The organism is Paracoccus aerius (genome assembly GCF_014656455.1).
GTDB classification, from domain to species: Bacteria; Pseudomonadota; Alphaproteobacteria; order Rhodobacterales; family Rhodobacteraceae; genus Paracoccus; species Paracoccus aerius.
The window spans coordinates 1-25,498 of the sequence record NZ_BNCL01000026.1 but is presented as its reverse complement, the minus strand read 5'-3'; the positions used below and the strand labels follow the sequence as shown (position 1 = coordinate 25,498).

Annotated in this window: 23 protein-coding genes and 1 tRNA gene; 2 read left to right on the top strand and 22 right to left on the bottom strand. The window is 64.5% G+C overall.

Annotated features, from left to right (window positions below; translation table 11 throughout):
* From IE224_RS18280 to secE, 14 genes are all read right to left on the bottom strand, one after another.
* A partial coding sequence (locus IE224_RS18280; protein ID WP_229849287.1) for a GTP-binding protein occupies positions 1-83 on the bottom strand: 83 nt, incomplete at its 3' end.
* Positions 84-147: 64 nt separating this feature from the next.
* Positions 148-2,271, bottom strand: coding sequence for an elongation factor G (gene fusA / locus IE224_RS18275; RefSeq protein ID WP_167622740.1), 2,124 nt, complete (start codon positions 2,269-2,271; stop codon positions 148-150).
* Between the two features lie 18 nt (positions 2,272-2,289).
* Positions 2,290-2,760, bottom strand: coding sequence for a 30S ribosomal protein S7 (gene rpsG, locus IE224_RS18270; protein WP_167622741.1), 471 nt, complete (start codon positions 2,758-2,760; stop codon positions 2,290-2,292).
* Between the two features lie 12 nt (positions 2,761-2,772).
* Positions 2,773-3,144, bottom strand: a complete 372-nt coding sequence (gene rpsL, locus IE224_RS18265; protein WP_022705687.1) for a 30S ribosomal protein S12 — start codon at positions 3,142-3,144, stop codon at positions 2,773-2,775.
* Positions 3,145-3,409: 265 nt separating this feature from the next.
* A complete protein-coding gene (locus IE224_RS18260) occupies positions 3,410-4,231 on the bottom strand; it encodes a glycosyltransferase (RefSeq protein ID WP_191312575.1) in 822 nt (273 codons plus the stop codon).
* The gene (locus IE224_RS18255; protein ID WP_229849446.1) at positions 4,231-5,154 is read right to left on the bottom strand and encodes a DMT family transporter; all 924 of its coding nucleotides are present in this window, start codon (positions 5,152-5,154) and stop codon (positions 4,231-4,233) included. The genes IE224_RS18260 and IE224_RS18255 overlap by 1 nt, the downstream gene beginning before the upstream one ends.
* Before the next feature lie 172 nt (positions 5,155-5,326).
* Positions 5,327-9,562 (bottom strand): DNA-directed RNA polymerase subunit beta', encoded by a 4,236-nt coding sequence (gene rpoC, locus IE224_RS18250; RefSeq protein ID WP_167622745.1) that lies wholly within the window; start codon positions 9,560-9,562, stop codon positions 5,327-5,329.
* A 91-nt stretch (positions 9,563-9,653) separates the two neighbouring features.
* Positions 9,654-13,799 (bottom strand): DNA-directed RNA polymerase subunit beta, encoded by a 4,146-nt coding sequence (rpoB, locus tag IE224_RS18245; protein ID WP_191312571.1) that lies wholly within the window; start codon positions 13,797-13,799, stop codon positions 9,654-9,656.
* 231 nt (positions 13,800-14,030) lie between these two features.
* Entirely contained in the window at positions 14,031-14,405 is a 375-nt protein-coding gene (gene rplL, locus IE224_RS18240) for a 50S ribosomal protein L7/L12 (RefSeq protein WP_167622748.1), read from the bottom strand.
* A 64-nt stretch (positions 14,406-14,469) separates the two neighbouring features.
* Positions 14,470-14,985 carry a 50S ribosomal protein L10 gene (gene rplJ, locus IE224_RS18235; protein WP_103174459.1) on the bottom strand — a complete coding sequence of 172 codons (516 nt, stop codon included), beginning with the start codon at positions 14,983-14,985 and terminating at the stop codon, positions 14,470-14,472.
* Positions 14,986-15,211: 226 nt separating this feature from the next.
* Positions 15,212-15,910, bottom strand: a complete 699-nt coding sequence (gene rplA, locus IE224_RS18230) for a 50S ribosomal protein L1 (protein ID WP_191312569.1) — start codon at positions 15,908-15,910, stop codon at positions 15,212-15,214.
* A 3-nt stretch (positions 15,911-15,913) separates the two neighbouring features.
* Entirely contained in the window at positions 15,914-16,366 is a 453-nt protein-coding gene (rplK, locus tag IE224_RS18225) for a 50S ribosomal protein L11 (protein WP_167622752.1), read from the bottom strand.
* Between the two features lie 73 nt (positions 16,367-16,439).
* A complete protein-coding gene (gene nusG / locus IE224_RS18220; RefSeq protein WP_167622754.1) occupies positions 16,440-16,976 on the bottom strand; it encodes a transcription termination/antitermination protein NusG in 537 nt (178 codons plus the stop codon).
* A 172-nt stretch (positions 16,977-17,148) separates the two neighbouring features.
* On the bottom strand, positions 17,149-17,346 hold the full coding sequence (gene secE, locus IE224_RS18215; protein WP_167622756.1) for a preprotein translocase subunit SecE: 198 nt from the start codon (positions 17,344-17,346) through the stop codon (positions 17,149-17,151).
* Between the two features lie 240 nt (positions 17,347-17,586).
* Between secE and IE224_RS18210 the strand changes: the two genes are divergently transcribed.
* Entirely contained in the window at positions 17,587-18,732 is a 1,146-nt protein-coding gene (locus tag IE224_RS18210; RefSeq protein WP_191312567.1) for an HPP family protein, read from the top strand.
* A 15-nt stretch (positions 18,733-18,747) separates the two neighbouring features.
* Here the strand turns inward: IE224_RS18210 and IE224_RS18205 are convergent.
* A tRNA-Trp gene (locus IE224_RS18205) sits at positions 18,748-18,823 on the bottom strand.
* A 54-nt stretch (positions 18,824-18,877) separates the two neighbouring features.
* Positions 18,878-20,731 carry an ABC transporter ATP-binding protein gene (locus tag IE224_RS18200; RefSeq protein WP_191312565.1) on the bottom strand — a complete coding sequence of 618 codons (1,854 nt, stop codon included), beginning with the start codon at positions 20,729-20,731 and terminating at the stop codon, positions 18,878-18,880.
* A 147-nt stretch (positions 20,732-20,878) separates the two neighbouring features.
* Here IE224_RS18200 and IE224_RS18195 point away from each other — a divergent pair, with 147 nt between their 5' ends.
* Complete coding sequence (locus IE224_RS18195; RefSeq protein ID WP_167622762.1) at positions 20,879-21,382, top strand: ferritin-like domain-containing protein; 504 nt, start codon at positions 20,879-20,881, stop codon at positions 21,380-21,382.
* Positions 21,383-21,419: 37 nt separating this feature from the next.
* Here the strand turns inward: IE224_RS18195 and IE224_RS18190 are convergent, their stop codons facing one another.
* The 6 genes from IE224_RS18190 to IE224_RS18165 form a co-directional block, all read right to left on the bottom strand.
* Positions 21,420-21,833, bottom strand: coding sequence for a GFA family protein (locus tag IE224_RS18190; protein WP_191312563.1), 414 nt, complete (start codon positions 21,831-21,833; stop codon positions 21,420-21,422).
* 79 nt (positions 21,834-21,912) lie between these two features.
* Positions 21,913-23,487 carry a GMC family oxidoreductase gene (locus IE224_RS18185; protein WP_191312561.1) on the bottom strand — a complete coding sequence of 525 codons (1,575 nt, stop codon included), beginning with the start codon at positions 23,485-23,487 and terminating at the stop codon, positions 21,913-21,915.
* Positions 23,488-23,500: 13 nt separating this feature from the next.
* Positions 23,501-24,022, bottom strand: coding sequence for a Twin-arginine translocation pathway signal (locus IE224_RS18180; RefSeq protein ID WP_191312559.1), 522 nt, complete (start codon positions 24,020-24,022; stop codon positions 23,501-23,503).
* Positions 24,023-24,078: 56 nt separating this feature from the next.
* Entirely contained in the window at positions 24,079-24,474 is a 396-nt protein-coding gene (locus tag IE224_RS18175; RefSeq protein ID WP_191312557.1) for a VOC family protein, read from the bottom strand.
* A gap of 84 nt (positions 24,475-24,558) precedes the next feature.
* Complete coding sequence (locus IE224_RS18170; protein ID WP_167622771.1) at positions 24,559-24,852, bottom strand: ribbon-helix-helix domain-containing protein; 294 nt, start codon at positions 24,850-24,852, stop codon at positions 24,559-24,561.
* A gap of 171 nt (positions 24,853-25,023) precedes the next feature.
* Complete coding sequence (locus tag IE224_RS18165; RefSeq protein ID WP_191312555.1) at positions 25,024-25,407, bottom strand: hypothetical protein; 384 nt, start codon at positions 25,405-25,407, stop codon at positions 25,024-25,026.
* Positions 25,408-25,498 lie beyond the last annotated feature (91 nt).

The following is a 25,498-nucleotide window of genomic DNA, read 5'->3' as shown; positions in this document are numbered from 1 at the left end:
AGCGTCGTCTTGCCGTGGTCAACGTGACCAATCGTGCCAATGTTGACGTGCGGTTTCGTCCGTTCAAACTTTGCCTTTGCCATAGCGCAGGGCTCCTTGATTCATCGTTGTCGTGGAACGGGCGGGACTTTCGCCCCGCCCCGCCGATCAGGCGTATTTCTTCTGGATCTCGTCCGAGATGTTCTGCGGCACGGCCTCGTAATGGTCGAACAGCATCGTGAACACCGCGCGGCCCGAGGACATGGAGCGCAGGTTGTTGATGTAGCCGAACATGTTGGCCAGCGGCACGAAGGCGTCGATGACGTTCGCGTTGCCGCGGCTGTCCTGCCCACGCACCATCCCGCGACGGCTGGTCAGGTCTCCGATGATCGAGCCGGTATATTCTTCCGGAGTCACGACCTCGACCTTCATGATCGGTTCCAGCAGCTTCGCGCCGGCCTTGCGCAGACCTTCACGCATCGCGGCGCGCGCGGCGATCTCGAAGGCCAGGACCGAGGAATCGACGTCGTGGAACGCACCGTCCGTCAGGGCGACCTTGAAATCGATCACCGGGAAGCCAGCCAGCGGGCCCGAGTCCATGACGGACTTGATACCTTTTTCAACGCCGGGGATGTATTCCTTCGGAACCGCGCCACCCACGATCTTGGATTCGAACGAGTAGCCCTCGCCCGGCTCGGTCGGGGTGATCGTCAGCTTCACGCGCGCGAACTGGCCGGTACCGCCGGTCTGTTTCTTGTGCGTGTAGTCGATCTCGGCCTGCTGCGAGATGGTCTCGCGGTAAGCCACCTGCGGTGCGCCGATGTTCGCCTCGACCTTGAACTCGCGCTTCATGCGGTCGACCAGGATGTCGAGGTGAAGTTCGCCCATCCCCTTCATGATCGTCTGGCCCGATTCCAGATCGGTCTCGACGCGGAAGGACGGGTCCTCGGCCGACAGGCGCTGAAGGGCGAGGCCCATCTTCTCCTGGTCGGCTTTCGACTTCGGCTCGACCGCGATCTCGATCACCGGTTCGGGGAAGGTCATCGTTTCCAGAACGACGGGGCTGGCGGGATCGCACAGCGTGTCGCCCGTGGTCGTGTCCTTCAGGCCGGCCAGCGCGATGATGTCGCCTGCAAAGGCTTCCTCGATTTCCTCGCGGTTGATCGAGTGCATCATCATCATGCGACCGACGCGCTCGCGCTTGCCCTTGGTCGCGTTCAGCATCTGATCGCCCTTCTTCAGGACGCCCGAATAGATGCGCGTAAAGGTCAGCGAGCCGACGAAGGGGTCGTTCATGATCTTGAACGCCAGACCCGAGAAGGGCTGCGCGTCATCGGCACGACGCTCGATGTTGCGGGTCTCGGTCTCGTCGCCCGGCGTGAAGCCCATATAGGCGGGCACGTCCAGCGGCGAAGGCAGGAAATCGATGACCGAGTTCAGCAGGGGCTGCACGCCCTTGTTCTTGAACGCGGAACCGGCAGTGACCGGGAAGAAGGACAGCGACAGCGTGCCCTTGCGGATCAGGCTGCGCAGGGTCGCCTCGTCGGGCTCGTTGCCTTCAAGATAGGCTTCCATCGCGGCGTCGTCCTGCTCGACCACGAGTTCCAGCAGGTTGGTGCGCCATTCGTCGGCCAGGTCCTTCAAGTCGTCGCGGATCGGCTGGCGAACCCAGGACGCGCCCAGATCCTCGCCCTTCCAGACCCATTCTTCCATCTTCACCAGGTCGATGATGCCTTCCAGCTGATCCTCGGCGCCGATCGGCAGGGCGATCGGGCACGGGGTGCCGCCGGTGCGGTCCTTGATCATGCGCACGCAGTTGAAGAAGTCGGCGCCGATCTTGTCCATCTTGTTGACGAAGACGATCCGAGGAACCTTGTAGCGGTCGGCCTGACGCCACACGGTCTCGGTCTGCGGCTCGACGCCGGCGTTGGCGTCCAGAAGGCAGATTGCACCGTCCAGAACGGCCAGCGAGCGTTCCACCTCGATGGTGAAGTCCACGTGGCCCGGCGTGTCGATGATGTTGAAGCGGTACTTCGTGTCCGAAGTGCCTTCGGTGGTCGGGTCTTCCTGACGCTGCCAGAACGTGGTGGTCGCGGCAGACGTGATCGTAATGCCGCGTTCCTGTTCCTGCTCCATCCAGTCCATGGTCGCGGCGCCGTCATGCACTTCGCCGATCTTGTGCGACTTGCCGGTGTAGTAAAGGATACGCTCGGTCGTTGTCGTCTTGCCGGCATCGATGTGGGCCATGATGCCGAAGTTGCGGTAACGCTGCAGCGGATATTCGCGTGCCATGGGTCGGATCCTTTCGCCTTACCAGCGGTAGTGGCTGAACGCCTTGTTCGCGTCGGCCATCTTGTGCGTGTCTTCGCGCTTCTTGACGGCGGTGCCGCGGCCGTTCACGGCATCGGCCAGTTCGCCAGCAAGACGCTCTTCCATGGTGTTCTCGTTGCGCTTCTTGGACGCATCGATCAGCCAGCGGATAGCCAGGGCTTCGCGGCGGGTCGGGCGAACCTCGACCGGGACCTGGTAGGTGGCGCCGCCGACGCGGCGCGAACGCACCTCGACCGAGGGCTTCACGTTGTCCAGGGCTTCGTGGAAGACCTCGATCGGCTCGCGCTTCAGGCGGGCCTGGACGCGGTCCAGGGCCGAATAGACGATGCGCTCGGCAACGGATTTCTTGCCGTCAACCATCAGGTTGTTCATGAATTTGGTCAGCACGCGATCGCCAAATTTGGCGTCGGGCAGGACTTCGCGCTTTTCAGCGGCGTGACGACGGGACATTGATGCCTCTCCTTACTTCGGACGCTTCGCGCCGTATTTCGAACGACGCTGGCGACGATCCTTGACGCCCTGGGTATCCAGCACACCGCGCAGGATGTGATAACGGACACCCGGAAGGTCTTTCACGCGGCCTCCGCGGATCAGCACGACGCTGTGTTCCTGCAGGTTGTGCTTTTCGCCCGGGATGTAGGAGATGACCTCGAAGCCATTCGTCAGGCGGACCTTGGCCACCTTACGCATAGCGGAGTTCGGTTTCTTCGGCGTCGTGGTATAGACGCGCGTGCAGACGCCGCGCTTCTGCGGGCAGCCCTGAAGGTGCTGCGACTTCGAGCGCTGCACTTTCGGCTGCCGCGGTTTGCGGATCAGCTGTTGGATCGTCGGCATTCGGTTCCCCGTCTTGCTCTGTCAATACTCGCAGCAGGTCTGCTGCGCCGCTTCTCGACGGCATTTCGCGCGAATCGCGAAATGCCAAACCCATCCTTCCCCGGAATCCGGGGTGGAGGGGAAATATTCCAGAGATCGAGGCAGTTAAAGGCCCGGATCGTGACCACGAAAGGTTCTGGCCCCCGCGCGGTTTCCCGTCGGGTGTGCGGCGTATAGGCGGAATCGCCCAAGCTGTCAACACGACCCCGCCCCCGTCACGCCGTCGTCACGCCCCCGCAAGACGCTGCGCCAGCCCCTCCAGGTCCATTCGCGCAAGGCCGAACCGGGCCGACAATTGACGGTCAAGCGCGTCCGGCGCGATCTCCCACGGGATGCCCGGTCCGATGTCGCCCGAGTCGCTGTCGCCGTGGATGCCGCGCAGGAACATCAGCGGCCGCGTGACAGCCACGCCGGGCATCCACAGGGGCAGCTTGGTGTGGTTGAAATGCAGCGCGGTCTTTCCTTCGTCCGGGCGCAGGAAGATGGTCAGCGCCACGCCCATGTTGTGGGCGATGCGCGGCACGAAGCGAACGCTTCCCGCCCCCACCTGCATCATCAGCCCGCGCGAATGATCCAGCGACAGCCGCCCCTCGGCTTGCCACAGGCCCCGGACCTGCGCGAAATCCGCCTTGGCGCGGGCGATGTAGTCCAGGGCCACCGCGTCGTCGTCGTCGTGACGGAAATGTCCGATAACTTCGGCCGCCGGGTCGATATGGGGCGCGATGGCGGCCTCGCAGGCCTCCAGATGCCGCTCCATCGGCGGGACCAGTTCAAGCCGAAGCTGCGGATGGCGGGCGGCAAGGTCGCGCAGGTTCGACAGCCAGGGCTGTGGCAGGTCGGGGCCGGTCATCAGAACCAGGGTAAAGTCCGGATCCGTCTGCGCCAGCCAGCCGGGCAGCGCCACCGTCCGTAGCCACAGCCAGCGGCGCGCAAGGCGGGCAGGATCGTAAAGAAAGGCCCGGCGTTCCTCGATGGTCGCGTGGTGGCGCTGATAGCCGCGCAGGCCCAGATAGGAAAACCGGCACAGGCCCAGCATCTGCACCCGCATCAGCGCGTCTTGCCCAGCTGCGCCTCGCGCCAGATGGTATAGATGCCGGCCGCCACGACCAAGGCCGACCCGGCCCATGTCCAAAGGTCGGGCCATTCGCCGAAGACGATCAGGCCCATCGCGATGGCCACCAGCAGCGAGGTATAGCGGAAGGGCGCCACATAGGACATCTCGCCCACCCGCATCGAGGCGACGGCGCTGACATAGCCGACGGTCAGGAAGGCGCTGCCCATCAGAAGCAGCAGGACCTGGGACAGGCTGGGCATGACCCAGCCCTGGACCAGGCTGATGACAAGGCCGACGAGTGTCACCGCCGCCGCGGCGTAAAAGGCGATCGTGGCCGAGGTGATGTTGCCGCCGAAGCTCCGGGTGGCAAGGTCGCGTAATGCGACCATGCCCATTGCAGCCACGGCGACGATGGCCCAGACGTCGAAGACGTCGCCCCCGGGCCGGAGGATCAGAAGCACGCCCAGGAAGCCCGCGACAACCGCGCCGACGCGGCGCCAGCCAAGGGCTTCACCGAAGAACAGCGCGGCCGCCACCATCACCACAAGCGGCAGCGCCTGCATGATCGCGGACAGGTTGCCCATCGCCATATGCTGCAGCGCATTCAGAAACAGCAGGGTCGAGGCGATTTCTCCGATCGAGCGCCAGATCATCGGACGGCGCGCGTCGCGCGGGATGCGCAGGTGCAGCCCGCCAAGGCGCGGGGACACGGCACCAATGGCGATCATCACGAACAGGCCCCGCAGCGTAACGGCCTGATATAGCGGCAGGTTCTGCGCCACGAATTTCATCACCGTGTCATTCAACCCAAAGGCCACCATGCACAGCGTCATGATCGTCGCGCCGCGCAGGTTGTCGCCCGGCTGATGCGTCAGCGGCCTGACCGAGGCAGGCCGGACGCGACGGATCGGGGACATGATGGGGGTGCGCATGACTGAATCGCCAAGGGGAACGGTCTTTCCGGGTTAGGCATTGCCACCCGTCCCGGCAAGCTGTTTTTGCAGGATACGCAAAGCACCCGCACAAGCAGGACCCTTCAAGCAAAAGGCCCGGCAATGCCGGGCCTTTCGCGTTTCTGTCGGAAGGCGATTACTCGTCGCCGCCCGTTTCGGCCCGATCGGCGACCCGGTCAGATGCAACCTCGTCCATCGCAGGCGCGATCAGGGCGGCGGCAGCTTCGGCCTCGGCCCGACGGGCTTCGATCACCTGATTGTCCCGCTCGGTCGCGATGCGGCGCACCCGTGCGGTGGCGCCGCCCGTGCCGGCCGGGATCAGGCGGCCGACGATGACGTTCTCCTTCAGGCCAAGCAGCTTGTCGCGCTTGCCCTGAACGGCCGCCTCGGTCAGCACGCGGGTCGTTTCCTGGAACGATGCGGCCGAGATGAAGCTGCGGGTCTGCAGCGACGCCTTGGTGATGCCCAGAAGCACGGGTTCCCCCTGCGCCGGACGGCCACCGCGGGCCTCGATCTTGGCGTTCTCTTCCTCGAACTCGTCGCGCTCGACATGCTCGCCCTTCAGCAGCGTGGTGTCGCCGCTGTCGGTGATCTCGATCTTCTGCAGCATCTGGCGGACGATCACCTCGATGTGCTTGTCGTTGATCTTCACGCCCTGCAGTCGATAGACGTCCTGAACCTCGTCGATCAGGTAGTCCGCAAGCGCCTCGATCCCCATGATCCGCAGGATGTCGTGCGGGGCCGGGTTGCCGTCCATGATGTAGTCACCCTTCTGCACGAAGTCGCCTTCCTGCACCGGGATGTGCTTGCCTTTCGGCACCATGTATTCAACCGCGGTCGCGCCGTCTTCCGACGGCTCGATGGTGATGCGGCGCTTGTTCTTGTAGTCCTTGCCGAAGCGGACATAGCCGTCGATCTCAGCGATGATCGCGTGGTCCTTGGGACGACGGGCCTCGAACAGTTCGGCCACGCGGGGAAGACCCCCGGTGATGTCCTTGGTCCGTGCACCTTCCCGCGGAATACGCGCCACCACGTCGCCCGCACGGATTTCCTGCTGGTCCTCGACCGACAGGATCGCGTCCACCGACATCGGATAGCTGATCGGGTTGCCCTGTTCGTTGCGCACCGGTTCGCCGTTCTCATCCATGATGATGATCTCGGGCTTCAGGTCGTTGCCTTTCGGCGCGGAACGCCAATCGGTCACGATCTTCTGCGTCATGCCGGTCGCGTCGTCCGTCTCGTCGCGGACCGAGATCCCCGAGAGAAGGTCGACGAACTTCGTGATGCCCGCCTTTTCGGCGATGATCGGCAGGGTATAGGGATCCCATTCGAACAGCTTGGCGCCACGGATGACACGCTCGCCTTCCTTCACGAACAGCTTCGAGCCGTAGAACAGCTTGTGGCTGGCGCGTTCCTGGCCCTGGTCATCCAGGATCAGCAACTGCATGTTGCGCGACATCACGACCTGTTCGCCATTGGCGTTGGCCAGGATGTTTTCGTTGCGGAACTGGACCGTGCCCTCGTGAGAGGCGGCCTGGAACGACTGCTGCCCACCCTGCGCGATGCCGCCGATGTGGAAGGTCCGCATCGTCAGCTGGGTGCCCGGTTCGCCGATCGACTGGGCTGCGATGATGCCCACCGCCTCGCCGATGTTGACCAGCGTGCCGCGTGCCAGGTCGCGGCCATAGCACAGCGCGCAGACGCCGTCCTCGGACTCGCAGGTCAGGGCCGAACGGATGCGTACGGTCTGCACGCCCGCCTGCTCGATGGCATCGGCCTTGCGCTCGTCGATCACCTCGTTGGCGCGGACGATGATCTCGTCCTCGCCCGGCACCAGCACGTCCTCGGCCGCAGTCCGGCCCAGCACGCGTTCGGACAGCGGGCTGATGACCTCGCCGTCGTTCACGGCAGCGGATGCCGTGATCGCCTGCTCGGTGCCGCAGTCGTGTTCGCGGATGATGCAGTCCTGCGCCACGTCCACCAGGCGGCGGGTCAGGTAGCCCGAGTTCGCCGTCTTCAACGCCGTGTCCGACAGACCCTTCCGGGCGCCGTGGGTCGAGTTGAAGTATTCAAGAACGGTCAGACCCTCCTTGAAGTTCGAGATGATCGGCGTCTCGATGATCTCGCCCGAGGGCTTGGCCATCAACCCGCGCATCCCGCCCAGCTGCTTCATCTGGTTGGTCGAACCCCGCGCACCGGAATGCGCCATCATGTAGACCGAGTTCGGCTCCATCTCGGCACCGTTCTCGTCCTTCTTGGTAGCCGAGATGGTGGACATCATGGCCTCGGTCACGCGGTCGTTGCACTTCGACCAGGCGTCCACGACCTTGTTGTACTTCTCGCCCTGGGTGATCAGGCCGTCGAGATACTGCTGCTCGAACTCCTTCACCTGTTCCTGGACTTCCTCGACGATGGACCACTTGTTGTCAGGCACCACCATGTCGTCCTTGCCGAAGCTGATGCCGGCACGAAACGCCTCGCGGAAGCCGAGGCCCATGATCTGGTCGCAGAAGATCACCGATTCCTTCTGCCCGCAGTAGCGGTAGACGGTGTCGATGACGTGCTGCACGTCCTTCTTGCGCAGCAGCCGGTTGACCAGCTCGAACGGCGCCTTGGCGTTCATCGGCAGCAGCGCACCCAGCCGGACGCGGCCCGGCGTGGTTTCGAACCGCTTGATGACCTCGTTGCCGTTCTCGTCGATCTGCTTGATGCGTGCGGTGATCTTGGCGTGCAGATGCACCTCGCCTGCGGCAAGGGCATGTTCCACCTCGTTCACGTTGGCGAAGGCCATGCCCTCGCCCTTCATTCCGTCGCGCTGCATCGAGACATAATACAGGCCCAGAACCATGTCCTGGGACGGCACGATGATCGGCGCGCCGTTGGCGGGCGACAGCACGTTGTTCGTCGACATCATCAGGACGCGCGCTTCCAACTGCGCTTCCAGCGACAGCGGAACGTGGACGGCCATCTGGTCGCCGTCGAAGTCGGCGTTGAAGGCCGAGCAGACCAGCGGGTGAAGCTGGATCGCCTTGCCCTCGATCAGGATCGGCTCGAACGCCTGGATGCCCAGGCGGTGCAGCGTCGGCGCACGGTTCAGCAGAACCGGATGCTCGCGGATCACCTCGTCCAGGATGTCCCAGACCTCGGGGCGTTCCTTTTCGACCAGCTTCTTGGCCTGCTTGACGGTGGACGACAGGCCCTTCGCCTCAAGCCGCGAATAGATGAACGGCTTGAACAGTTCCAAGGCCATCTTCTTCGGCAGACCGCACTGGTGCAGCTTCAGTTCCGGCCCGGTCACGATGACCGAACGGCCCGAAAAGTCCACGCGCTTGCCCAGAAGGTTCTGGCGGAAGCGGCCCTGCTTGCCCTTCAGCATGTCCGACAGCGACTTCAGCGGGCGACGGTTGTTGCCCGTGATGACGCGGCCGCGACGGCCGTTGTCGAACAGCGCATCGACCGATTCCTGCAACATCCGCTTTTCGTTGCGCACGATGATGTCGGGCGCACGAAGCTCGATCAGGCGCTTCAGGCGGTTGTTGCGGTTGATGACGCGACGATACAGGTCGTTCAGGTCCGAGGTCGCGAAGCGGCCGCCGTCCAGCGGAACCAGCGGGCGCAGTTCCGGCGGAATGACCGGGATCACGGTCAGCACCATCCATTCCGGACGGTTGCCGGATTCCAGGAAGCTTTCGACGATCTTCAGGCGCTTGATGATCTTCTTGGGCTTCAGTTCACCGGTAGCTTCCTTCAGATCCTCGCGAAGCTGTTCAGCGGTCGAGGCCAGGTCGATATTGGCCAGCATCGCGCGGATCGCCTCGGCGCCGATATCGGCGCTGAACGCGTCCGAACCATATTGGTCCTGCGCATCAAGGAATTCTTCCTCGGTCAGCAGCTGACCATAGGTCAGGTCGGTCAGGCCCGGTTCGATGACGACGTAGTTCTCGAAATACAGGATCCGTTCCAGATCGCGCAGCGTCATGTCCAGCATCAGGCCAATGCGGGACGGCAGCGACTTCAGGAACCAGATATGCGCGACGGGCGCGGCCAGTTCGATATGGCCCATCCGCTCGCGGCGGACCTTCTGCAGGGTCACTTCCACGCCGCATTTCTCGCAGACGAGGCCGCGATACTTCATGCGCTTGTACTTGCCGCACAGGCATTCGTAGTCCTTGATCGGACCAAAGATGCGCGCGCAGAACAGGCCGTCCCGTTCAGGCTTGAACGTGCGGTAGTTGATGGTTTCGGGCTTCTTCACCTCGCCATAGGACCAGGCGAGGATTTCCTCGGGCGAGGCCAGCGAGATCTTGATTTCGTCGAACTGCCGCGGCGGGGCCAGCGGGTTCAGGGGATTGGTGGCGAGTTCCTGGTTCATTCTTTTTTCCTAATGAAAGGGCGCGGGGGAGAGACGGTGCGTGAAGATCACGCACCCTACGGCATGGTAGGGTGCGTGCTTGCACGCACCGTTACTCGTCCTCCTCCGCATCCAGGAGTTCCATGTTGAGGCCCAGACCCCGGACCTCCTTGACCAGCACGTTGAACGATTCCGGCACGCCGGCCTCGAAGTTGTCGTCGCCCTTGACGATGGACTCATAGACCTTGGTCCGGCCCGCGACGTCGTCCGACTTGACCGTCAGCATCTCTTGCAAGGTATAGGCGGCGCCATAGGCTTCAAGCGCCCAGACCTCCATCTCACCCAGACGCTGGCCGCCGAACTGCGCCTTGCCACCCAGCGGCTGCTGCGTGACGAGGCTGTACGGCCCGGTCGAACGCGCGTGCATCTTGTCATCGACAAGGTGGTGCAGCTTCAGGACATATTTCATGCCCACCGTCACCTTGCGCGAGAACTGCTCGCCCGTGCGGCCGTCGAAGACCACGGACTGACCCGAGGTGTCGAAGCCCGCACGCGTCAGCGCGTCGTTCACGTCCGCCTCTTTCGCGCCGTCGAAGACGGGCGTGGCGACCGGAACGCCGGTGCGGACCGTGTTGGCGTGTTCGACCAGCAGGTCGTCATCCATGCCCTCGAAGGTCTCGGCATACATGTCGTCGCCATAGCCGATCTTCATGGCTTCCCGGACCGGGGTCAGATCGCCGTTGCGGCGATAGTCCTCGAGAGCCTCGTCGATCTTGATGCCAAGACCGCGCGATGCCCAACCCATGTGGGTTTCCAGGATCTGGCCGACGTTCATGCGCGACGGCACGCCCAGCGGGTTCAGCACCAGGTCGACCGGGGTGCCATCCGCCAGGAAGGGCATGTCCTCGATCGGGACGACCTTGGACACGACGCCCTTGTTGCCGTGACGGCCGGCCATCTTGTCGCCCGCCTGCAGCTTGCGCTTCACGGCGACGAACACCTTGACCATCTTCATCACGCCCGGCGGCAGGTCGTCGCCCTGACGGACCTTCTCGACCTTGTCCTCGAAGCGGGCCTCGAGGGCCTTCTTCTGGGCGTCATACTGATGGTTCAGCGCCTCGACTTCCTTGGCGGTGTCTTCCTCGCTGACGGCAAGCTGCCACCACTGGCCGCGCGACAGCGTGCCCAGCAGATCCTCGTTGATCTCGGAATTCGCCTTGACGCCTTTCGGCCCCTTCACGGCGGTCTTGCCCAGGATCAGCGATTTCAGGCGCGCATAGATGTTGCGGTCCAGGATCGCCTGTTCGTCGTCCCGGTCGCGGGCCAGACGCTCGACTTCCTCACGCTCGATCTGCAGGGCGCGTTCGTCCTTGTCCACACCATGGCGGTTGAAGACGCGGACTTCCACGATGGTCCCGTAGGCCCCCGGCGGCAGGCGCAGGGACGTGTCGCGCACGTCCGACGCCTTTTCGCCGAAGATGGCGCGCAGAAGCTTTTCTTCCGGCGTCATCGGGCTTTCGCCCTTGGGGGTGATCTTGCCCACCAGGATGTCGCCCGGCCCGACCTCGGCGCCGATATAGACGATGCCGGCCTCGTCGAGGTTGCGCAGGGCTTCCTCGCCGACGTTCGGAATGTCGCGGGTGATCTCCTCGGGCCCCAGCTTCGTGTCGCGGGCCGCCACTTCGTATTCATCGATATGGATCGAGGTGAACACGTCGTCGCGGTGGATCCGCTCGGAAATCAGGATCGAGTCCTCGTAGTTGTAGCCGTTCCAGGGCATGAAGGCCACGACCACGTTTCGGCCGATCGCCAGCTCGCCCTGGTCGGTCGAGGGACCGTCCGCGATGACCTGGTTGGCAACGACCTTCTCGCCCACCTTGACCAGCGGACGCTGGTTGATTGTCGAGGACTGGTTGGACCGCTTGAACTTGCGCAGACGATAGATGTCCACGCCCGCATCGCCCGCACCCAGACCTTCGGTTGCCCGCACGACGATACGCTGCGCATCGACCTGGTCGATGATGCCGCCCCGGCGCGCCATGATGGCCGCGCCGCTGTCACGCGCAACGGTGGCTTCCATGCCGGTGCCGACGAACGGCGCCTCGGCCCGCAGCAGCGGAACCGCCTGACGCTGCATGTTCGAACCCATCAGCGCGCGGTTGGCGTCGTCGTTTTCCAGGAACGGGATCAGCGCGGCCGCGACCGAGACCAGCTGCTTGGGCGACACGTCGATCAGGTCGATGGCATCGACCGGGTTCAGCGTGAAGTCGCCCGCCTGACGGGTCGAGATCAGTTCATCGACGAACCGGCCCTCGGCGTCCAGCGTCGCATTGGCCTGGGCCACAGTATGCCGCATTTCCTCGGTCGCGGACATGTAGACCACGTTGTCGGTCACGCGACCCTCAATCACCTTGCGGTAGGGGGTCTCGATGAAGCCGTACTTGTTCACGCGGGCGAAGGTCGCGAGACTGTTGATCAGGCCGATGTTCTGGCCTTCCGGCGTTTCGATCGGGCACATCCGGCCGTAATGGGTCGGGTGGACGTCGCGAACCTCGAAGCCGGCACGCTCGCGCGTCAGACCGCCCGGCCCGAGAGCCGACAGGCGACGCTTGTGCGTCACTTCGGACAGCGGGTTGGTCTGGTCCATGAACTGCGACAGCTGCGAGCTGCCAAAGAATTCACGCACCGCAGCCGCCGCCGGTTTGGCGTTGATCAGGTCCTGCGGCATGACGGTGTCGATCTCGACGCCCGACATGCGTTCGCGGATGGCGCGTTCCATGCGCAGCAGGCCGACGCGATACTGGTTTTCCATCAGTTCGCCGACCGAGCGCACCCGGCGGTTGCCCAAGTGGTCGATATCGTCGATCTCGCCCTTGCCGTCGCGCAGTTCCACCAGGCCACGGACACAGGCCACGATATCCTCGGGGCGCAGGGTCCGCTGGGTGTCGGGCGCGTCCAGATCCAGGCGCATGTTCATCTTGACCCGGCCCACGGCCGACAGGTCGTAGCGCTCGCTGTCGAAGAACAGCGAGTTGAACAGGTTCGACGCAGCCTCGACGGTGGGCGGCTCGCCCGGGCGCATGACGCGATAGATGTCCATGAGCGCGCCTTCGCGGCCCATGTTCTTGTCGGCGGCCATGGTATTGCGGATGTAGGGGCCGACATTGACGTGGTCGATGTCCAGCACCGGGATCTCGGTCACGCCGTTGTCCAGCAGGACCTTGAGCAGACCGCCGTTCAGCTCGCCGTCGCGGTCGTATTCCGCGGTGATCTCGTCGCCGGCCTCGGCATAGATGAAGCCGGTGGTGTCGTTGACGATGTCCTTCGCGACGAAGCGGCCGATGATGCGCTCGAACGGAACCAGCAGGTTCAGCGCCTCGCCGGATTCCTGCAGCTTCTTGACCAGGCGCGGGGTGACCTTGTCGCCGGCCTTGGTGATGACCTCGCCGGTGTCGGCATTGACCAGGTCATAGGACGGGCGGGTGCCGCGGACGCGTTCGGGGAAGAAGCGCGTGACCCAGCCCTGCGACCGGCCCTCGCGACGCAGGGTGTAGTCCACGGTTTCATAAAAGGCATCCATGATGCCTTCCTGATCCATACCCAGAGCATAGAGCAGCGTCGTCACCGGCAGCTTCCGGCGGCGGTCGATGCGCGCGAAGACCAGGTCCTTGGCGTCGAATTCGAAGTCCAGCCACGAACCGCGATAGGGAATGATGCGGCAGGCGAACAAGAGCTTGCCCGAGGAATGGGTCTTGCCGCGGTCATGGTCGAAGAACACGCCGGGGCTGCGGTGCATCTGGGACACCACGACGCGCTCGGTCCCGTTCACGATGAACGTCCCGTTCTGGGTCATCAAGGGCATGTCGCCCATGAAGACGTCCTGTTCCTTGATGTCCTTGACCGATTTCGCGCCGGTGTTTTCGTCGACATCGAACACGATCAGGCGCAGCGTCACCTTCAGCGGTGCGGCATAGGTCATGTCGCGCTGCTGGCATTCGTCCACGTCGTATTTCGGCCGCTCCAGCTCGTATTTCACGAACTCCAGGGTCGCGGTCTCGTTGAAATCCTTGATCGGGAAGACCGACTGGAAAACGCCCTGGATGCCTTCGCCGTCGTGATGGCCCGTGCCCTCACCCGAGTTCAGGAACAGGTCGTAGGAGGATTTCTGAACCTCGATCAGGTTCGGCATCTCCAGCACTTCGCGGATGTTGCCGTAATAGCGCCGGATACGCTTCTGGCCGACATAGGATTGCGCCATGGGGTCTAGTCACCTTTCGACTTCGCGCGCGGTCCGGGTCGGGGCACCCAGGACACGGGCCTACGAATGCAGGGGGATAAGGTCCAATTCGTGCCGTGCGTCCCACCGCCCGGCTCCCGAACCTTGAACATGCCCTGAAGGATTGTCTGTTCCAGACCGCCCTTCAAGACAGGTTCGGCAGGGACCGGGAAAACCCGGACCCTGCCCCATCGTGGTCAGCCTGACGGCCGATTACTTCAGCTCGACCTTGGCGCCAGCCGCTTCGAGCTTCTTCTTCATCTCTTCGGCGTCGGCTTTCGAAGCGCCTTCCTTGACTTTGCCGCCGGCTTCGACCAGGTCCTTGGCTTCTTTCAGGCCCAGACCGGTGATGCCGCGCACTTCCTTGATCACGTTGATCTTGTTGGCGCCGGCTTCGACCAGGACGACGTCGAATTCGGTTTTCTCTTCGGCGGCTTCAGCCGGGCCAGCGGCCGGGCCAGCCATCATGACGGCGCCACCGGCAGCCGGCTCGATGCCGTATTCGTCTTTCAGGATGGTTTTCAGTTCCTGGGCTTCCAGCAGGGTCAGGCCCACGATTTGTTCGGCGAGTTGTTTCAGATCAGCCATTTTTCCGTTCTCTCAGTTAATGTTCCAACGTCGGGTTTTCAACCACACGCAGGGATTGGGTTGCTTACGCAGCCTCACGTTCCTCGAGGGTCGTGAGGATGCTCGCGATGTTCGAGGCAGGCGCGCCAATGGCACCGGCAATGTTCGAGGCAGGCGCACCGAGGCAGGACACGATCTGAGCGATAAGCTCTTCACGCGACGGCATCGAGGCGACGGCTTTCACACCGGCCGGATCCAGGGCCGAGTCACCCATAGCACCGCCCAGGATCACGAAACGATCGTTGTCCTTGGCATACTTGTCGGCGATCCGCGCGGCAGCGGTCGGATCCTCCGAATAGGTGATCACGGTCATGCCCGTCAGGTAGTCGGCGATGCTTGCGCAAGGCTTACCTTCCAGGGCGATCTTGGCGAGCTTGTTCTTGGCGACGCGAACCGAACCACCCGCTTCGCGCATGCGCGCGCGGAGGTCCTGCATATGTGCAACCGTCATCCCCTCGTAGTGGGCAACCACCACGACGCCAGAGCTTTCAAAGATCTGGCCGAGTTCTTCGACCACCTGTTCTTTTTGTGCTCTATCCACGGTTTCACTCCAAGTTGGGGGTTTCCCCCCGGCTCTCACTTTTCCCGCCCGAAGGCAGGTCGGGTCCGCTAGGGCAAGATCACCCGAAGGAATCCTTCGGAAAAATGCTTCCCCATCTCAGGAAGGACATTAAGCAGGTTTCCCCGCACCCTCCGTCTCGGACAGGACGGGGCGGCTGGCGCCCCGTCATTCCCGGTCCCGAAGCCAATCGGGCACCGGAAAATTCTTAGTTGGCCGTGGCCGAGGCCACGTCCACCGACACGCCCGGCCCCATGGTCGAGCTGATCGAGACCTTCTTCATGTAGGTCCCTTTCGCGCCCGAGGGCTTGGCACGGCTGACCGCGTCCACGAAGGCGCGCAGGTTCTGGGCCAGCTTCTCGGCATCGAAGGACACCTTGCCGATGCCGGCATGGACGACGCCCGCCTTTTCGGCCTTGAACTGGACCTCGCCGCCCTTGGCGGCTTCCACGGCGGCCTTCACGTCAACCGTCACGGTGCCGACCTTGGGGTTCGGCATCAGGTTGCGCGGACCCAGGATCTTGCCCAGGCGGCCGACCAACGGCATCATGTCCGGCGTCGCGATGCAACGGTCGAACTCGATCTTGCCGGACTGGATCGTCTCCATCAGGTCCTCGGCGCCGACGATGTCCGCACCGGCGGCCTTGGCTTCGTCAGCCTTGGGACCACGCGCGAAGACGGCGACGCGGACGTCCTTGCCGGTGCCGGCGGGCAGCGTCACGACGCCGCGGACCATCTGGTCGGCGTGGCGCGGATCGACGCCCAGGTTCAGCGCGATCTCGACCGTTTCGTCGAACTTGGCCGAGGCGGCGGTCTTGACCAGGCTGATCGCGTCCTCGACGGACAGGTTGGCCTTGCCTTCGAACTGCGCGCGGGCGGCGGCCTTTTTCTTGGAAATCTTCGCCATGGCTTAGCCTTTCACCTCGATACCGATCGACCGGGCCGAGCCGACGATGATCTTCATGGCCTGTTCGACGTCGTTGGCCGACAGGTCCTTCATCTTGGCTTCGGCGATCTCGCGGACCTGCTTGACGGTCACGGTGCCGGCGACCGCACGGCCCGGCTTTTCCGAACCCTTGGCGCGATTGCGCTTGCCCACGGGCTTCAGGCCGGCGGCCTTCTTCAGCAGGAAGGACGCGGGGGGCGTCTTCGTCTCGAAGCTGAACGACTTGTCGGCGTAATAGGTGATGACGACCGGAACGGGGGAACCCTGCTCCATCTCCTGCGTCTTGGCGTTGAATTCTTTGCAGAACGCCATGATGTTGATGCCGCGCTGACCCAGGGCCGGGCCAACGGGGGGCGACGGGTTCGCCTGACCCGCCTTGATTTGCAGCTTGAGGCTGCCGACTACTTTCTTGGCCATAGGGCCTTCTCCTTGTCATCACGCCCCGGACCGGGGCCGACCTAGCGGTGCGGCTTTCGCCTCCCGCACACGATCACGCGGTCTTGGCGACCTGCGTGAATTCCAGTTCGACCGGCGTCGGCCGGCCAAAGATCGAGACCGTCACCTTGATGCGGCTCGACACCTCGTCCACTTCCTCGACCATGCCCGAGAAGCCTTCGAAGGGTCCGTCGGTCACGTTGACCTTTTCGCCCACGTCGAAGCGGATCAAGTTGCGCGGGGCGGCCTTTTCGCCATCCTCGCGGCGGTTCAGCATCGCGTTCACCTCGTCGTCGCGCATCGGCATCGGCTTGCCCTGCGCGCCCAGAAAGCCGGTAACGCGGTTGATCGAGTTCACCAGGTGATAGGTGCGGTCCGACATGTCCATGTGGACCAGCACATAGCCCGGCATGAAGCGACGTTCCGAGGTGACCTTCTTGCCGCGACGGATCTCGATCACTTCCTCGGTCGGAACCAGAACCTCGTCGATCTGCTCTTCCAGGCCCTTCTCGGCGACGGCCTGACGAATCGCCTCGGCGACCTTCTTTTCGAAGTTCGACAGGACGCTGACCGAATACCAACGCTTTGCCATGTTTCGATCAACCCCTGTTCGTCGGAAGGGAATCACCCGAAGCGCCGGGCAAACCCTTGAATTCATGTGCGTCCGTCAAAATCGAAAGGGGCGCGCAACCGGATTTCGATGCACGCCGCTTGCCGGACAGTCGGGGGCAAATACCCCCATGCGCCCGCAATTGCAAGCCCGATCAGTTGCTGATCAGCCGCAGTCCTTCGGTGATGCCAAAGCGGATGGCCAGGTCCACCAGCGAAAAGAACACGCTGAATAGCGCGGCCAGGATCAGCACCATGATGGTCGTCGTGATCACCTCGCGCCGCGTGGGCCAGCTGATCTTGGCGGCCTCGGCGCGGACCTGGTTGATGAACTGGACGGGATTGGTGGCCACGGGCAGGCTCCTTGGACAAGTCGAGCGTTCATCTATCCGCCCGGCCCCCGCGATTCAAGCCCGCCGTTGCAGGTCCAGCCCAAACTGCCCGGTCGCGCGGTCCTTGGCCCGGGAGCTGACGGAAGGCGCCGAGGCGGCAAGCGGATCGGGGCGGGCCGAAAGTCGCACCCGGTCGGCGGGCGTCTTGCGGCGGGGGCAGGTTCTTCCTAGGGATCGGCCTGCCAGAAGAAGGGGAAATCCTTGCCGATCCTTGTCGATTCATCGGGGCATTCCCGGTTCCGCGCGCTTGGTCCCTCAGTGGCCGCCGTCCCCCCGGCCGAGGCGCTGCGGGCGGGCATCGGCGCCGTCCTGGGTCTGGCGGTAGCGACGGGGCTGGCGGTTCTGGCGTCGCCCGACCTGTGGCTGGGCATCTATCTGATCGCGCCCTTCGGGGCGAGTTCGGTCCTGATCTTCGCCGCCCCGAACAGTCCCCTTGCACAGCCCTGGCCCGCCATTGTCGGCAACACCCTGTCGGCGCTCGTGGCGCTGCTGGTCTGCCGGGTGGTCGCCAATCCGATGATTGCGGTGCCTGCCTCGGTCGGGGCAGCCATCATTGTGATGGCGCTGTGTCGGGCCACGCATCCGCCTGGGGGCGCGGTGGCGATGACGGTGGCGATCGGCGCGGACAGGATCGCGCCGCTGGGCATGGGCTTTGCGCTGATGCCGGTCGCGGCGGGCACCGCGCTGCTGGTCGCGGTCGGGGCGCTATACGCGCTTGGCACCGGGCGGCGCTATCCCTTCCGCCAGTTCGGAGAGGTGAATGCCAGCGGCACCACCGACCCCTCGCCACCCGAACGCCTGGGCCTGACCGAAGACGAACTGGCGGGCATCCTTGTCCGCTACAACCAGTCGCTGAACCTGGGGGTCGAGGATCTGGCCCGCCTGATCGCCGCGGCCGAGATGCAGGCAGCGTCCCACCGCACCCGCGCCCAGGTTGCGGGCGACATCATGTCGCGCGACCTGGTGACCGTCGCGCCCGACACCCCGCTGCTGGAGATCGCCGCGCTGTTTTCGCGCCACGGCTTCACCTCGCTGCCGGTCGTGGGTGCGGATGGGCGCTATCTGGGGGTGATCTTCCAGTTGCACCTGATCGCGCGGGTCCATGCGCGCTTTCGCCCCGATGGCAGGCTGTCGCGGCTGGACCACGACCTGCGCGCCGTCGATGTCATGGACGGCCGCCTGCCCACGGCCCGTCCCGGCACGCCGATTGCTGCGCTGCTGCCCTCGCTGGCCTCGAACAGCACCGATGCGGTGCCGGTGCTGGAGAGCGAGCGGATCGTCGGCATCGTCACGCGGACGGATCTGGTCGCGGCCCTGGCGCGTGAAAGCCTGCGTCGTGACGACTGATGGTCTTGAAGAACCTGGCAGGGGTTGGGGGACTCGAACCCACGACCCTCGGTTTTGGAGACCGATGCTCTACCAACTGAGCTAAACCCCTGCGGTGCGCGACTGATAGGATCTGGCGCGGGGCGCGTCAAGCGGGGAAACGCCCTTATCCGTCCACGTCCGCCGCCAGGAACCCGCCCGACTGCCGCGCCCAGAGCCGCGCATAAAGCCCGCCACTGGCCAGCAGGTCGGCATGGCTGCCCTGTTCGACGATGCGGCCCCCGTCCATCACGATCAGCCGGTCCATCGCCGCAATGGTGGACAGGCGGTGGGCGATGGCGATCACGGTCTTGCCAGCCATCAGAACGTCCAGGCGCGACTGGATGGCTGCCTCGGCCTCGCTGTCCAATGCGCTTGTCGCCTCGTCCAGGATCAGGATCGGCGCGTCCTTCAGCGCGACGCGGGCGATGGCAATGCGCTGACGCTGGCCGCCCGACAGCTTGACGCCGCGTTCGCCGACATGGGCGTCCAGCCCCCGGCGGCCGTGGCTGTCCGAAAGCAGGGGCACGAAGTCCTGCGCCTCGGCCATGCGCAGGGCTTCGGCGATCTCGGCCTCGGACGCATCGGGACGGCCATAGGCGATGTTGTCGCGGACCGAGCGGTGCAGAAGCGAACTGTCCTGCGTCACCACGCCAATGGCCGCGCGCAGACTGTCCTGCGTGACGCGGGACACGTCCTGCCCGTCGATGGTGATCCGCCCCTGTTCAATGTCGTGAAAGCGCAGCAACAGGTTGATCAGCGTCGATTTCCCCGCGCCCGACCGGCCGACCAGGCCCACCCGTTCACCCGGCGCGACATGCAGAGTCAGGTCGTTCAGGACGGCCATCGGTTGCGCGCCCTCGGGTCCGCGATAGCGGAAGGTGACATTGTCGAAGCTGACCGCGCCCGGCCCCCGGACCAGCGGCTTGGCGTCGGGGGCGTCCTTGACCTCTCGCGGCAGGGCAAGGCTGGAGATGCCGTCGCGCACCGTCCCGATATTCTCGAACAGGGCGGCGAATTCCCACATGATCCAATGGGCCATGTTGTTCAGCCGCATCGCCAGCGGCACGGCCACCGCGACCGCGCCGACCTCGATCAGGCCGCCGGTCCACAGCCAGAGCCCCACCCCCGCGACCGAGGCAACCAGCAGAACGTTGATCGTGTTCAGCGCGATGTCCTGCACGCTGGACAGGCGCATCTGGGCGTAGACGGTGCGCAAAAAGGCGTCCATGCCGTCCCGCATCCAGGATTCCTCGCGCGAGGAATGGGAAAACAGCTTGACCGTCGCGATGTTGGTATAGCTGTCCACGACCCGCCCCGTCATGCCCGACCGCGCATCGGCCTGCGCCTCGGCCACCCGGCCCAGGCGGGGCACGATCTGCCACAGCAGGACGCCGTAGGCCGCGACCCAGGCCAGGAAGGGCAGCGCCAGCCGCCAGTCCTGGCTGGCCGCCAGGAACAGCGCGCCCAGGAAATAGATCACGACATAGCTGCCGACATCCATTGCCTTCATCGCCACCTCGCGCATGGCTAGGGCGGTCTGCATCAGACGCTGGGCGATCCGGCCCGCGAATTCGTCCTGAAAATAGCCGACCGACTGGCGCAGCAGATATCGGTGCGCCCGCCAGCGGATGCGCTGTGGAAAGTTGCCCATCAGCCCCTGATACAGGACCAGCGATCCCAGAAGGTTCAGCGCGGGCAGCACCAGCAGCAGCACCAGGGCCATGAAGGCCAGACGCGCGCCATGCATGTTCCAGAACTGGTCGCGCGGAGTTTGCGACAGCTGGTTGATCAGCTCTCCCAGCCAGCCGAACAGCGCAACCTCGACAATCGCGATCAGGGACGAGGTCAGGGCCAGCAGCACCAGCCAGGGAATCGCCCCCCGGCTGTAATACAGCACGAAGCGGACCAGCGACCGGGGCGGCATGTCCGGCGTCTCGGTCGGATAGGGGTCGATGCGTCGTTCGAACCACGAAAACATGGTGTCACCGGAATGTCGTGAACGGGATCAGGCAAGGGTGCGTTTGCTGGACCCTTGGAACGCCGGTGTCAAGCGGTTGGTCTGGAACGATGCGACAGGCCGCACGTTGCAGGGAATAAACGGCCGCTTCCCCGAAAGGACACCATCATGGCGATCAAGACCCTGAACGATCTCTACCTCCACCAGCTGAAGGATCTCTATTCTGCCTGCAAGCAATCCATGGCGATCGTCACCGAGATGGGCCGCGCAGCGAAGTCCCGCGAACTGTCCGAGGCCCTGATCGCCGGAAACCAGGGCATCGCGCGCGGAATGGAAACCCTTGCCAGCATCTGCGGGCGCCACGACACCGATCCGACCGGAGAGCATTGCCGCGGAATGGAGGGGCTGGTGTCCGAAGCCCGCAAGCACGCGATCGAGACCGACTTCGGCGACGAGGATACGCAGGACGCGGCGATCATCACCCAGTACCAGCGGCTGACCCATTACGCCATCGCGGGCTATGGCTGCGTGCGCACCTTCGCCAACCGGCTTGGCCATGACGATGACGGTGCCGCCCTGCAGGAATGCCTGGACAGCACGCGCGAGGGGGACGAGCACATGACGCGCATTGCCGAGGGCGGCGTCAACCAGGCCGCGATGGACGGCCAGTAACCCCCGATGCGCCGCAGCCCCGGCTGCGGCGCCGACATTACAGGTGGCGTGTTTCCTTCGCCTCCTTTGCCCAGTCGTCATGCGCCCCGTCCGCATGAAACACCGGGGTTGCAACAAGGTCCTCTTCGGGCACGTCGTCCAGGGCCGGAACGAAGACCATCGTGAAACGCCCGCCCAGTTCGGCAAGGTTTCCCGTCGTCCACAGCCGCGTCCCGCAACGCCCGCAGAAGACGTGGTGCATGTCCAGCCCGTCATCCTGCATCCGCGGCGTTTCGGCCAGAACCTCTGCCCCCTTCAGCAGGCGCAGCCCCTCTGGGTCCGGCAGAAGCATTTCCCAATAGCGCATCTTGCGGCAGAACCGGCAGTTGCACCGCATGGTGCCATCGGCCAGGTCGCCATCCGCCTCGAAGGCGACGGCGCCGCAGAAGCAGCTTCCTTGATAGGTCTTCATGACACATCCCCTGTCGGTCGCGCAGGGATATCATGCAGCCGGATGCCCCGCTGGCAATGCCTGCCAGCGGGCATTTCCGTCAGACGTTGCCCGCCGCCATTTCCCGGGCGATGTGGTCCGCCTGCCGGATCGCCAGGGCCACGATGGTCAGCGTCGGGTTTTCCGCCGCCCCCGTCGTGAACTGGCTGCCATCCGACACGAACAGGTTCGGCACGTCATGCGCCCGCCCGTTGCGGTCCACCACCCCATCCTCGCGGCGTTCCGACATGCGGTTGGTGCCCAGGTTGTGGGTCGAGGGATATGGCGGCGTCGGCAATGTCCGCGTCGCCCCCACCGCCTTGTAGATCGCCTGGCCCTGCTTGTAGGCGTGGTTGCGCATCGCGACGTCGTTTGGATGGTCGCTGAAGTTGACGTTGGCGACCTTCAGGCCGAACTTGTCCGTCGTATCCGACAGGGTGACGCGGTTTTCGGTCTGGGGCATGTCCTCGCCCACGATCCACATGCCGGCCATGTTGGCATAGCTGTCCAGCGCGGTGGTGAATTCGCGCCCCCAACCGCCTGGGTCCAGGAAGGCTGCCATGAAGGGCAGGCCCAGCGACAGGGTTTCAAGCTCATAGCCGCCGACAAAGCCGCGCGATGGGTCGTGCCGGGCCTCGTCGCGGATGATGCCGGCCATGGTCGTGCCGCGCCACATCTTCACCGGCTGCTCGAAGGTCGCATAGACCGATCCCGTAGTGTGGCGCATGTAGTTGCGCCCGACCTGCCCCGAGCTGTTGGCCAGCCCGTCCGGGAACATACTGCTGTGCGAATTGAGAAGCAGGCGCGGGCTTTCGAAGCTGTTGCCCGCGACGGCGACCAGACGCGCCTTCTGCATCTGCAGATTGCCGTCCTTGTCGAAATACTCGACCCCCGTCACCTTGCCGCTGTCGTCATGCAGGATGCGGGCGACATGGGCGTGGTCGCGGACCTCGAGGTTGCCAGTCGCCTCGCCGCGCGGGATGTCAGTATAGGCGGTGGACCACTTGGCGCCCCATTTGCAGCCCTGGAAGCAGAAGCCGGTCTGCTGGCAGGCCATCCGGCCGTCGTAATCGGCGCTGTTGATCGCCATGTTGCCGGTATGGACCTCCTTGTAGCCAACCGCCAGCGCGCCCTTTTCAAAGACCTTGTAGTTGTTGCTCCCGGGCAGGCGCGCGCGCCCACCGACCCCGGTCACGCCCAGCTTGGCCTCGGCCTTGTCGTACCAGGGGGCCATCTCGGCCGCGTCCAGCGGCCAGTCCAGCAGGCTTGCGCCTTCCACCGGGCCATAGGTGGAAAGCGCCTTCCATTCGTGGTCCTGGAACCGCAGGGATGCGCCCGCCCAATGGATGCTGGTGCCGCCCACCGCCTTCACGATCCAGGCAGGCAACCCGCTGAAATCCTTGGCCACGCGCCAGTCGCCGCTGGTCGTGCGCGGGTCGGTCCAGGCAAGCTGGCCGAAGCTTTCCCATTCGTCGTTGACGTAATCCTCGGGCAGGTAGCGCCCGCCCGCCTCAAGTGCGACGACCTTGACGCCCTTCTGCGCCAGCTCGTTGGCCAACACCCCGCCGCCCGCGCCGGTGCCCACGATGACGACCACGCTGTCGTCGGTCAGTTCGAATTTCGCTGCCGTTGCCATGGTGGCTGTCCCCCTACAACCAGTCGATGTCGTCAAAGCCGCGGTCGATGTAACCGCCCTGCGAGAAGGACTCGCCCTCATAGCCGAAGATCGGCCAGATATCCTTCTGGTTGTATAGGCCCGTCACCAGCCCGCCCCGGACCGTCTGGAAGAAGGGCGTGTCCTGGATGGACCGCAGGATCGCCACCCGATCATCCTCCCATCCGGCAGCGATATAGGTGTCGAAGCCGGCCTTCTTTGCGGCCTCGTCCAGGGCGGCGATGCCTTCTGCCACCATGTCCTTCTGCTCGGTCACGTCATAGGACTTGATCGCCACCGCGTAGAAGCGGTCGCCCACCCGGTCGTGGGGATAGATGTCGCGCGCCATCTGCAACAGCGTCGCCATCTGATGTTCGCTGATCGCCGTCACCTCGACGGCCCAGGCGGCGTCGGGTGCCGCGATGAAGCCCGGTCCTGCCACGGCCAGCGCCCCGGCCGCCACTGCGCGCGACAGAAGCGCGCGTCGTGTCAACCCCTGCTTGTTCAATCGGGTCATGTTTCCTCCTCCCCTTGTTCTGCGCGTCCTGGGGTCTCCCCTCCCCCACGGGCGCGCTATTTGTAGCGGCCGCCCCGCTGGATCACCTCGATCTGATAGCCGTCGGGATCGGCGATGAAGAAGAACCGGGCGATCACCTCGCCTCCCGGCGCGAAATCGACCAGCTTGCGCGGTGCGAAACCTTCGGAGTCCAGCCGGGCGTGCAAGGCATCCACGTCGTCCACGGTAAAGGCGATGTGCCCATAGCCGTCGCCCAGGTCATAAGGCTGAGCCCGGCCCTTGTTGACGGTCAGTTCCAGTTCCGTCTCGCTTTCGCGATTGGCCAGGTAGACCAGCGTGAATTCGGGAAAATCAAGGCGTTCGGCGACGGTCAGCCCGAAGCAGCGGTCATAGAAATCGACCGAGCGCGCCTCGTCCAGCACGCGGATCATGGAATGGACATATTTCGCCATGGTGTTCCCTTCTTGTCTTGCTGGGAACCAGTCTAGGGCGGGCCGGATCTAGCCGGGTAGTAACGGATTACTACAGCGCCGCTTTTATTCGGCGGCGATGGCGGTGGGGGCGATGTGCTGATCCTCGCCCAGATGGATCGTGCAGGCGCAGCGCAGAAGCGAGGTGAAGTTGCGCGCTTCGCCGTGCAATTCCAGCACCTCGGCGTGCAGCTTCGAGATGAAGGCGGGCGTGGTCACGCCCTGACGCGCGGCGATGTCGTCGATGATGCGCCAGAAAGCCCGTTCCAGCCGGATCGAGGTCGACTGCCCGTTCAGCCGCAGCCTGCGGGTCACGGTTTCATAGCGGTCGGGGTCCTGCCCCGCGAAGATCTGGCACATGGGCTTGATCCGAACAGTTCGATGGGCCGATCCTGCGGCAGGACGGGCAGCGGGTCAATGCAACCTTTGGTTAGCTCGCCGCACCACCACAGCCGCCGCCTCACAGGCCAGGCTGGTCTCGCCACATGACGGGCTGGGGCCTGGCCCCTGGTCGCTGCAAGGCCTTCGGCATCAGCCGGTCCAGCGCCGCAGCAGCGGAAATGCTGCAAAAGCGATCTGCGCAAGCGCGCCAAGCGCGCCTGCAGGGGTCGCAAAACTGGCGAAGAAGCCTGCCGCGCTGGCGCCAAGGGCAATGGCCAGCAGCGCCTCGGACAGCCAAAGGAAAGCCAGGGCCACTGCACCCATGATCACACGGTCCCGGATGCGCCCGGAATGAGTGGTACGCCGCAGGATCGCCCCGCAGGCCAGCCAGGACAGCAGCAGCATGACGGGCAGTTCCAGGATCACGCTGGCGGTGACGCCAAGGCGCGGGGCCAGCAGCGTGTTCCGCATCACGCCGAAGGCCATGCCAAAGGCAAAGACCACCGCGAAATAGGTCAATCCGGCCCTGAACATGTCGACGCCCCCCTGCATCGCAAAAGGCCGCCTCTTTTCGAGGCGGCCCCTTGTGTTCGTGTTGCGGCGGGGTGTTTCCCGCCTGCGCCTT